The 10,201-nt window shown below is 70.2% G+C and carries 9 protein-coding genes and 2 tRNA genes; 8 read left to right on the top strand and 3 right to left on the bottom strand.

Features of this window, described 5'->3' with window-relative positions; translation table 11 throughout:
- The first annotated feature begins 229 nt into the window (after positions 1-229).
- The 4 genes from ND748_RS17190 (at position 230) to cimA (ending at position 4,746) form a co-directional block, all read left to right on the top strand.
- Positions 230-1,156 carry a branched-chain amino acid transaminase gene (locus tag ND748_RS17190; protein WP_251746813.1) on the top strand — a complete coding sequence of 309 codons (927 nt, stop codon included), beginning with the start codon at positions 230-232 and terminating at the stop codon, positions 1,154-1,156.
- Positions 1,157-1,569: 413 nt separating this feature from the next.
- The gene (locus ND748_RS17185; RefSeq protein WP_251746812.1) at positions 1,570-1,956 is read left to right on the top strand and encodes a cyclic nucleotide-binding/CBS domain-containing protein; all 387 of its coding nucleotides are present in this window, start codon (positions 1,570-1,572) and stop codon (positions 1,954-1,956) included.
- 7 nt (positions 1,957-1,963) lie between these two features.
- Complete coding sequence (locus ND748_RS17180; protein ID WP_374215951.1) at positions 1,964-2,743, top strand: Crp/Fnr family transcriptional regulator; 780 nt, start codon at positions 1,964-1,966, stop codon at positions 2,741-2,743.
- 398 nt (positions 2,744-3,141) lie between these two features.
- A complete protein-coding gene (cimA, locus tag ND748_RS17175; RefSeq protein ID WP_251746811.1) occupies positions 3,142-4,746 on the top strand; it encodes a citramalate synthase in 1,605 nt (534 codons plus the stop codon).
- Between the two features lie 152 nt (positions 4,747-4,898).
- On the opposite strand, the gene ND748_RS17170 is transcribed toward cimA, so the two are convergent.
- A complete protein-coding gene (locus ND748_RS17170) occupies positions 4,899-5,162 on the bottom strand; it encodes a hypothetical protein (protein WP_044886256.1) in 264 nt (87 codons plus the stop codon).
- 246 nt (positions 5,163-5,408) lie between these two features.
- Between ND748_RS17170 and ND748_RS17165 the strand changes: the two genes are divergently transcribed.
- From ND748_RS17165 to ND748_RS17155, 3 genes are all read left to right on the top strand, one after another.
- A complete protein-coding gene (locus ND748_RS17165) occupies positions 5,409-6,188 on the top strand; it encodes a fumarylacetoacetate hydrolase family protein (RefSeq protein ID WP_251746810.1) in 780 nt (259 codons plus the stop codon).
- Positions 6,189-6,604: 416 nt separating this feature from the next.
- Positions 6,605-6,676: transfer RNA gene (locus ND748_RS17160), tRNA-Gln, on the top strand.
- 95 nt (positions 6,677-6,771) lie between these two features.
- A tRNA-Glu gene (locus ND748_RS17155) sits at positions 6,772-6,844 on the top strand.
- 117 nt (positions 6,845-6,961) lie between these two features.
- Here the strand turns inward: ND748_RS17155 and ND748_RS17150 are convergent.
- Positions 6,962-7,246 (bottom strand): hypothetical protein, encoded by a 285-nt coding sequence (locus ND748_RS17150; RefSeq protein WP_251746809.1) that lies wholly within the window; start codon positions 7,244-7,246, stop codon positions 6,962-6,964.
- A gap of 201 nt (positions 7,247-7,447) precedes the next feature.
- On the opposite strand from ND748_RS17150, the gene ND748_RS17145 reads away from it, so the two are divergent.
- A complete protein-coding gene (locus ND748_RS17145; protein ID WP_251746808.1) occupies positions 7,448-9,028 on the top strand; it encodes a HAMP domain-containing sensor histidine kinase in 1,581 nt (526 codons plus the stop codon).
- Between the two features lie 379 nt (positions 9,029-9,407).
- Here the strand turns inward: ND748_RS17145 and ND748_RS17140 are convergent.
- Positions 9,408-10,201, bottom strand: a 794-nt coding sequence (locus ND748_RS17140; RefSeq protein WP_251746807.1) for a PASTA domain-containing protein, incomplete at its 5' end; no start/stop codon positions are given.

Genomic DNA, 10,201 nt, shown 5'->3' with positions numbered 1-10,201 from the left:
GGCCTCCGCCGCTGGCGTCCGGTCCCGGCGCTTCACCCGCCGGGACCGCGCCGGTCGTCGCCGCCGGTCGTCTGCCGTTCCCGCGGCGCTCCCCGCCGCGCGGCGAGGTGGTTATTCTCGATGCGGGAGCCGTAGATCCGGTAGACGGCAGCCGACGGGGCCCACCACGGCGATGATCGGCGAATTCGTCATCCCTGTTCGCTTCGTCGATCCTGGCCTGGAGTCCGCTGTGCCCATCACCCCCACCTCGAAGATCTGGATGAGCGGCAAGCTCGTCGATTGGGACGACGCCCGCATCCACGTGCTCAACCCGACCCTGCACTACGGCTGGGGCGTCTTTGAGGGCATCCGCTCGTACGAGACGGCGGACGGTCCCGCCGTCTTCCGGCTGTCGGATCACATCGCCCGCCTCTACCGCAGCGCGAAGATCTACTTGATGGAGCCCTCCTTCACCCAGGAGCAGGTGGTGGCGGCCACCAAGGAGACCATCGCGGTCAACGACATCTCCTCCTGCTACATCCGGCCCCTGGTCTACCTCGGCTACGGGGAGATGGGCCTGAACCCACTGCCCTCACCGGTCGAGGTGATGATCGCGGTCTGGCCGTGGGGTGCCTACCTCGGCGAGGAGGCCGAGGCGAATGGCGTACGCGCGCAGATCTCCTCCTGGAAGCGGAACGACCCCAACATCACCCCGCCGGCGGCGAAGGCGTCCGGGCAGTACCTGAACTCGTCGCTGGCGAAGGTCGCGGCGGTGAAGGCGGGTTACGACGAGGCCATCCTGACCAGTCCGAACGGCCATATCGCGGACGGCACCGGGGAGAACGTCTTCATCGTCTCGGGCCGGAAGGTCATCACTCCGCTGCTGACCGACGGTCCGTTGGGCGGTATCACCCGCGCCTCGATCATGCAGATCGCCGCCGACCAGGGTTACGAGGTGATCGAGCAGCACGTCGTGCGCACCGATCTCTACCTGGCCGACGAGGCCTTCTTCACCGGAACGGCGGCCGAGATCGTGCCGATCGTCTCGGTCGACGACCGGCAGGTCGGGGCGGGCAAGCCGGGTCCGGTGACCCGTGAGCTGCTGGAGATCTTCCACCGGGCCACGCGGGGTGAACTGGACCGCTACCGGTCCTGGAACGAGCTGGTCCGGAGCTAGGCAGCGCGACTCGTCGACTCGTCGACCCGCCGAGGCGCACCGGTTCGCGTGGCCGCGCTGTGCCTCGGCGGCTTCACCGGCGCGAGCGGCACCGGGTGACGGGCCAGGGGTCCCTCTCGTGTTCCCCCTGGCGGGCCGGCGGTGCCGCCGCATCATTGGACAAGCTGCGTTTTAGCCGCTTTCGCGGAGTTTGTGGCGTGGTCGAGGTCACAATGTGGCCACGGCAATCACCGTTTCGCTCTGGCCAACCGGCTCCGCGGCGCCTACCGTCGCGAGTAGCAGGCTTCACGAATGCACAAGCATCGTGCGGGCATCGCGGAGCTTGCGGACGGCATTACCGCTGCGGACGGCATTACCGGTGTCGGACGGTACTGCCGAGGATTCGGCCGTCAGAGCGGGGTTCGGAGGGCATCGTGCATGTTTCGGAGGGGATGAGCTCCCTTGTTCTCATGATCGGCCCGGGTCACACGCTCCGGCAGGCGGCGCGGCTGATGGCCGCTCGCAAGGTGGGCGCGGCGGTCGTCCACGATGCGGACAGCCAGGGCTACGGGATTCTCACCGAGCGGGACATTCTCCGGTCGATCGCGGCCGAACAGGATCCGGATGTCGAGATCGCCGGCGATCACCTCACCCGCGACGTCGTCTTCGCGGATCCCGGCTGGTCACTCGGCGACGCAGCAGCCGCGATGCTGCGCGGGGGATTTCGTCATCTCATCGTCACGTCAGGTGGTGGAGTGGCTGGAATTCTTTCCATGCGCGACGTGGTGCGGTGCTGGAGTGACCAACATATGACGGTATGATGCCTGCGTGACGTACGCCAAGGATGTTCCCGATGCGCCGTCCACTCCGGACCGGCATACCCAGGCGACTGCGGAACATCAGGCGGAGCAACGGCGCTACGGTCACCGCATGCACGACAATGAGGCGGTCGCCCTGCTCCGAACGACCACGCTGCTGAAGGAGTTGGACGAGGAGGACCTGCTGCGGCTCGCCGCGCGGGCGGTTACCCGGCGATTCCGCCGCGGGCAGGTCGTCTTCACTGAGGGTGAGCCGGGAGATACCCTCCTCGTGGTCGCCACGGGGCGACTCAAGGTGCTCACCAAGGCCGACGACGGGCGCGATCACGTGCTGAACATCGCCGGCCCCAGAGAGACGCTGGGCGAGCTCAACATCGTCGAAGCGGGGACGAGATCCGCCAGTGTCGAGGCGCTGGAACCCAGCACGGCACTGGTCCTCGACCGCGCCGCCGTCTGGGAGCTCGTCCGGGAGCGCCCGGCCGTCGCCGAGCAGCTCATCCGGGCACTGGTTGCCCACGTCCGGCGGCTCACCGGTGCCAATGCCGACCTCGTCTTCCTTGACCTGCCGCGCCGAGTGGCGAAGCTGCTGCTGTTGCGGATGCGAGAAGCGGGCCGATCGGTGATCGAGTTGGGCCTCACCCAGACGGAGATCGCCTCGCTGCTCGGCGGTTCCCGCCAGTCCGTCAACCAGGCGTTGCGCGAGTTCGAACGACGCACCTGGATCCTGTCGGAGGGGCAGACGATCACCATCCTCCAGGTCGACCGCCTGCGCCGCTTCGCCGGAGACTGAGCAGCCCCGCAGATTCGCTTCGCGAATCTGCGGGGACCCCTGCTGGTGGTCCCGGCCGTGGATGGTCTCCGGGAATCGCCTTCGGCGATCCCCGTGGGGATGGGGGTTGGGGCTTCGCGAATCCGCGGGGACCCCGCCCGGCGGAGTTAATTGTGGCACGCGCCACACTTGTCACATGTCGGGTCTGTTACATCGTAGGCTTGTCACCCGGCGGCGAACCCGTCTCCGTCGCGCGCTCCGGTCGCTGACCCATGGGACCGGGCGCGTGGCGGTCCCATGGTCTCCGAACCCTGCCGGACATCGGTGCCGGAGCACGGTCCGTGGGTGACTCGGTGGGACGCGGGACGGCCGGGCCGGACGCGGTCCCATGGCCCCCGATCCACCGGAGAGGCGCCCCCGTGCGGCCATACGATCCCGATTCCCTGCACATCTACGACACCACCCTGCGCGACGGTACACAGCAGGAGGGGTTGTCGCTCTCCGTCGGAGACAAGCTCTCGGTGGCCCGCCACCTCGACGACCTCGGCGTCGGCTTCATCGAGGGCGGCTGGCCGGGATCCAATCCGAAGGACGCGGAGTTCTTCGCCCGGGCCCGCACCGAGCTGACGCTGTCGACCGCGGTGTTGACCGCCTTCGGGGCGACTCGCCGCGCCGGCCGGGTGGCGGCGGACGATCCCCAGGTGGCGGCCCTGCGGGAGGCCGGAACATCGGTGGTCTGCCTGGTCGCGAAGTCGGATCTGCGGCACGTGGAGCGCGCGCTGCGCACCAGCCCCGACGAGAACCTCGCGATGATCCGGGACACCGTCGCCCACCTGCGGACCGAGGGCAAGCGGGTCTTCCTCGACGCCGAGCACTTCTTCGACGGCTACCGCGTGCATCCCGAGTACGCCCTCGAGGTCGTTTCCGCCGCCGCCGAAGCCGGCGCCGAGGTCGTGGTGCTCTGCGACACGAACGGCGGCATGCTTCCCACCCGCGTCGGCGCCGTCGTCACCGAGGTGCTCGCCCGGACCGGTGCTCGGCTGGGCATCCACTGCCACGACGACGCCGACTGCGCGGTGGCGAACACCCTGGTCGCCGTCGAGGCGGGCGTGACCCACGTGCAGGGCACCGCGAACGGCTACGGCGAGCGGTGCGGCAACGCGAACCTGCTCAGCGTCATCGCCGGTCTGGAGACCAAGCTCGGGCGCGCGGCACTGCCGCCGGGACGGCTGCGCGAGCTCGTCCGGGTCTCCCACGCCATCGACGAGGTCACCAACTCGGTGCCGGACCCGCACCGGCCCTACGTCGGCGCCAGCGCGTTCGCGCACAAGGCCGGGCTGCACGCCAGCGCGGTCAAGATCGACCCGGACATGTACCAGCACATCGACCCGGCAGCGGTCGGCAGTGACATGCGAATGTTGGTCTCCGAACTGGCCGGCCGCGCGACCATCGAGCTCAAGGGCCGCGAGTTCGGGCTCGACCTGTCCAACGAGCGTGAGGCCCTCGGTCGGGTCGTGGACCTGGTCAAGGAGCGCGAGGCCGTCGGGTTCGCCTACGAGGCGGCCGAGGCGTCGTTCGAGTTGCTGCTGCGCGACGAGGTGACGGGCCGCCGGCGCTTCTACACGCTGGAGTCCTGGCGGGTGATCGTCGAACAGCGCTCGGACGGCCAGGTGGTGAGCGAGGCGACCGTCAAGCTCACCTCGCACGGAGTGCGGCATGTCGCGACGGCCGAGGGTAACGGGCCCGTCAACGCCCTCGACACCGCTCTGCGCGACGCCCTGGAGAAGGCCTACCCCGGTCTGGCCGACCTGGAGCTCGTCGACTACAAGGTCCGCATCCTCGACGGCAAGCAGGGCACCGGCGCGGTCACCCGGGTTCTGGTCGGCACCAGCGACGGGCGGTCACGTTGGGACACCATCGGCGTTGACGAGAACATCATCGCCGCCTCCTGGTCGGCTCTCGAGGACGCGGTGAACTTCGGGCTGCGGCGGCAGGGCGAGCGCGCTGATCCGAACGCGACCTGACCGGCGGCGGGGGCGGCGGCGACAGAGCGACCGACACCCCCCGACGGGCTCGTAGGGGGCCCGTCGGGGGGTGTCGCGGCTTCTGGGGCCCGGGCCTCTGGGGGCGCCTTGGCCCCGAAGCGGACCGACCAGCCGGCTCTGAACGGCCCCCGTCAGTCCTCCGGGATCTCTTCCCACCACTGGCACCACCAGTCACCGCCGACGAGGATCCGCAGCTTCGGATGCCAGCAGTAGGTGACGTCCTTGTCGGTGTCGAGGTAGTACAGGCAGTTGTCGCACCGCTCGTCCCCGTTGGGTTTGCCGCGCAGGATCGCGTCCTCGGCAAGGTGGCCCAGCTTGACGCTCAGCTCCTCGTCTATCGGCTTGGGCTCCGGCGCCCCGACGTCGTAGACGGGGGTGGTATCGGTCTCGCTCACCATTCTCCTTCCGATCCGGGCAGTACACGACGAAGCGGGGCTCACCGCCGCCGGCGCCGGAGCACCGGGCAGGCGGGACGCTGGGCCGCAACGGGTGCCGCCCGGTGCCTGGACCTGTCACTCGATCTGGCCCGATTCTCTGGTAAGCCCGGCGATCTGGCGAACCCGATCACACCGGCCGCTCTCGCGCGGTGCGCCCGCCGGACGGCCGCCGGGTTCCGACGTGGGGCTGGATACGGTCAGGGCGTGCGTATCGCGAGGTTCACCGATGGTTCGGAGCCCGGATTCGGGGTCGTCGAGGGGTCGGTCGAGGAGGGCAACGCCGTGATCTCGGTCATCGCCCCACATCCCTTCGGCCCCTTCTCCTTCACTGGCGCCCGGCGGCCGCTCGGCGACGTCCGGCTGCTCGCTCCGGTCCTGCCCAGCAAGGTGCTCTGCGTCGGCAAGAACTATGCCGACCATGTCCGGGAGATGGGCGGTGACACCCCGCCGGAGCGCCCGATCCTGTTCCTCAAACCGTCGACGAGCGTCGCCGGCCCGGGCGACCCGATCATGCTCCCGCCGGACAGTGACCGGGTCGACTTCGAGGGGGAGCTGGCGGTCGTGATCGGGCGGCTGTGCCGTGACGTTCCCGTGGAGCGGGCTTTCGACGTGGTACTCGGCTATACCTGTGCCAACGATGTGACGGCCCGGGATGAGCAGCAGACCGACGGACAGTGGACGCGGGCCAAGGGTCACGACTCGTTCTGCCCGATCGGTCCCTGGATCGAGACGGAACTCGATCCCACCGACCTGCCGATCCGCACGACCCTCGACGGCGAGCTGCGGCAGAACTCCCGCACGAAGCTGCTGCTGCGCGATGTGCCCGCGCTCATCGCCTACATGTCCGCCGCCATGACCCTGCTGCCCGGTGACGTGCTCCTGACGGGCACGCCGGCGGGGGTCGGGGCGATGCGACCGGGCCAGACCGTGGCGGTGACCGTGGAGGGCATCGGCACACTGACCAACCCCGTGACGGCCCGCTGAGCTCACCCGCCCGGGGGCGGGCGGCCGATCGGCTGGTCTTGCGCCGGCCGGACGAACCGACACCGCTCCCGGGCGGTGGGGGCACACGCGGATTCTCCACCTGCCTCGCGCACGGTGTGCCCCGCGCGCACGCGGCCTGCTTCGCGCGCACGGGTCGGTTTCGCGCGCACGGGTCGGTTTCGCGCGCTTCCATCCGGCGCCGCGTCGACGGGCTGGCACACCGTCGACGGGCTGGCGCACCGTGGACGAGCTGCTGCTGGACCGAATGTGGTGCGGTCGGGGCGATTCCTGGGTACGTGGTGTGTTGGCGGTGCCGGCTGCTGCGGCATCAGGGGATGACCGGGGTGCATCGGACCCCCGGAGCGCAACGACCCCCGCGGCATGGGGTACAGTGGGCAGGCCCGAACAGGGCCCCATGGGGTATGGGGTAATTGGCAGCCCAACGGATTCTGGCTCCGTTAGTCTAGGTTCGAGTCCTGGTACCCCAGCGGCACCAAAGGCTGGAGTTGCACCGCTTTGCCGGACTGCTCCTGCATCGTGTAGAGTACGACGCGCACCATGCTCATAAAACTTGAAAAGTCTTGGCCCCGTCGTCTAGTGGCCCAGGACGCCGCCCTCTCAAGGCGGTAGCGCCGGTTCGAATCCGGTCGGGGCTACAGCGGGTTTATCTTCCTTCTTCGTAGAGGATCAGAGATATGCCCACCCTCCAAGACTCACGATGGCCCCCGGAATTCCATCCGGGGGCCATCGTCATGTCAGGGGCCAGGTGTCGCCTACCGCACGACGCTGAGGCGCGGCATGGCAGCCGGGTGGCGGGCCATCGCGCACTCCCGGCAGCTGCAGGTGGCGGGGCCGCCCCAGCCGTGTACCTCGGGCTCGGGACCGCCCACGCCCCCCTCCGCCGACGCGACGAGCCGCAGCTGCGGACGGGCCGGGTGGGTCAGGACGGCGGGCCCGGCGGGCTCGTCGGTGGCGCCGGCCGTCGACGGGCCGCCGCGTCCCGCGGGCGGCGGAACGATCGCGGACGCGGTCGAGGCTGTCAGGGCCACTGGGGGCACGGTGTCCTCCTCCATGGGCGGCCGACCTGGGGCCACCTCGCGGACCACAGCCTGGCGGCGCAACCAAGGTTCGCGCCATGCTCCGTTGAGCCCGGTGCCGAGTGGTGCGGATGGCCTAGTCAAACCTGGGCACTGTCGCCATGGGACACCACCCTTGACAACCATGGTGCTCCCGGGTTGGAACGGTAGAAACTTGCCCGGATGTCCACCGTCAGTCCATCGACGCCCGAACGGGCCCGGCGCCGGCACGGCAGCGCCCACGCGGGACGCGCCACGCGCCGCTCCGGTCGGCTGCGTTCGGCCGGGCCGGCGCCCACCGAGGGGGATGGCGGGGGATCACAGCCGGGGATGGCCCGGCGTCTCACCGCGCTGCTCCCGCAGGGCCGCGGGCTGCCGATCGAGGACTGGACGGCCAGGCACACCCTCATGTGCCTGGTGCTGGCGATGCATCTGCCGGTCATCGTCGGCTATGCGATCTGGCAGAACCTGAGCCTCGCGCACGGGTTCCTGGCGGCCAGTCCGCCCGCGCTGCTGTTCGCCGCCGCGGTCGTGCCCGGCCGGCGCCGGGTCCGAGCCCTTGCCGCGAGTCTCGGCCTACTGTGCTGCTCGGTCGTGCTCGTGCACATCTCCGACGGCCTCACCCCGATGTACTTCCACTTCTTCGTGGTCGTGGCGCTGATCGCGCTGTACGAGGAGTGGACGGTCTACCTGCTGGCCATCGCGTTCGTGTTCGTCGCGAACCTGGCGATGGGAGACATCGTCAGCGCCGGCGCGGCGGTGTTGACCAACGCCTGGCTGCTGGCCGGTCTGCACGCGGGTTTCATCTTCGCTCTCGCCTGCGCGCAGATGGTCTTCTGGCACTACAACGAGCAGTCCCGGCGGCGGGTGGAGCATTACCGCCAGCAGCTCTACGAGGGCCAGCAGAGCCTGATGGCCCGCTTGGAGGAGACCGACCGCATCCGCAGCGACCTCGTCGCGACCGTCTCGCACGAGTTCCGCACGCCGTTGACCGGAATCCGAGGGAACTTGCTCACCATCAAGCGGCGCCGCAGCCGGCTCTCCGACGCCCAGCTCGACGATCTGCTCGACGCCGCGGTGAACTACTCCGACCGGCTCTCCCGGCTGCTGGAGAACATGCTGACGGCCGCCACGGCCACCGGCACCGACGAGACGACCATCGCCGATCTGCCCGAGGTCGTCCGGCATGTGATCGCCAACCTGTCGTACACCAGCTCGCCCAGCAGCATCACGGTGGACCTGCCGCCCGAACTGCCCGTGCGGATGGCGCGACAGGCCCTCATCCAGGTGGTGGCGAACCTGGTTGACAACGCCCTGGTGCACTCCTGGCCGGGCGCACCCGTGCGGCTGATCGCCGGCCGGGTCGGCGACGAGGTCGTTCTCCGCGTCCGCAACCCCGGGCCCGACCTTGATCCCGGCACGATTCGTCAGCTCTTCGAGCCGTTCACGCAGCGAGACGGCACCGCTACCCGGCCTACCGACGGTGCCGGCATGGGTCTCTACGTCGTCCGGCGGCTGGTCGAGGTGCACGGCGGACGGCTGCGGATGTCGTCGGAGAACGGCGAGATCATCGTCGAGGTCGACCTGTGGGCGGCCACCGCCCAGGCGGCACTCACGCCGGAGCCGGAGGCGGCGCTACCGGTGCCCATGCCGCTGCCCCGCAGCATCCGGACGGACGACGAGGAGCCTCGCGTGCCGAGGCTGGGCGGCGGTCCGCTGGCCCGGGACGACATCCGGTCACTGCCGATGGACAAACTCGGCTGAGCGGCGGCCTGGCGCCCGCTGGGCGGCGCCTGACCGGTGCGGCCACCGCACCGCGTACCGCTCATCGCGTCCGAGTGCTCGCCGCCCGCCGATAGCCGATCTACCATCGGCTTCGGTCTCCCACCGGCCGCGCCGCGGGGAATCGACATCTCTGTCCTGGGGCGCAGGAGAACAGGCAGCGGCCGCGTGTCCATCCGCCGGATCGGGTGGAGGTGAGCGGCGGGAACTGCGATCCGTCCGACGCGGCTGACCATCGCGGCTGACCATGCCGTGCGGGGCGGCCCCGCAGGCAGCGACTCCCGCCGCCGCGCGCAGAGCGGAAGGCGCTGCTCTCCACCGAGTCGGGCGAACCCGCCGACGGGCGGGCCGCCCGACCGGGTTACGCCTTCGTGGCCGTCGTGGGAGCTGTCGACGGGGTCGGCGCGGGTGCGGCTGTCGTCGGCGCCGGCGCCGGCTTCGTGCAGGTCACCGTCAGCGTCACCGTGGTGGAGTGCCGCGGGCGCTGCCCGGTGGGCGAAGAGCCGGAAATCTTGCTCGTCTCACCGTTGGCGCACGCGCCGTTGACGGCTGTGGACGTGAAACCGGCCCAGTAGAGCTGCCACTTGCCGTCCGATTCCGACATCCCGGTGACATTCGGGACCTGGGCGCAGTCCTCGACCTGCAGGCCGATGGCCGTGGTCTTGGCGACCTTGCCGGTCTTCGGCGACTGGTGGGCGACGTTGTCGGCCTTACCGGTGTTGTAGCAGCCGTAGGTCTTGTTGACGTTCGTGAAGCCCGCGGACTTCAGCGTGCTCTCGGCGGTGTTGACCGCGCTGCCCTCGGTGTTGGGGACCGTCACGGTGCCGTCGTCGGTCGGCGAGGGCGATGGGCTGCTGCCCGCGGTAGGGCTGCCCGCCGGGTTCGTGGCTGCGGCCGAGGCGCCGGCTGACGGGTTCGCGCCGGGAGCGGGGGAGCCCTTGGCCCCGGGCCGCACGGCGGCCGTCCCGGGACGACTTCCATCGAGGCCGACCGCGATGCCGGGCGCCCCAGCACCGAGAGAGCCGACGGCCGGGCTGCCGGCGCTCGGATCGGCGGAGGACTGGACGGCGAGGTCGGCGGACAGCGCTGCGTCGGTGCTGCCGCCGGAGGCGAGCGCCCAGCCCCCGGCCCCGGCGACGAGGGCGACGACGAGAC

Source organism: Frankia sp. AiPs1 (genome assembly GCF_023716945.1).
Lineage (GTDB): Bacteria > Actinomycetota > Actinomycetes > Frankiales > Frankiaceae > Frankia.
The sequence above is the reverse complement of the archived record's forward strand: the minus strand, read 5'-3'. Positions and strand labels throughout refer to the sequence as shown.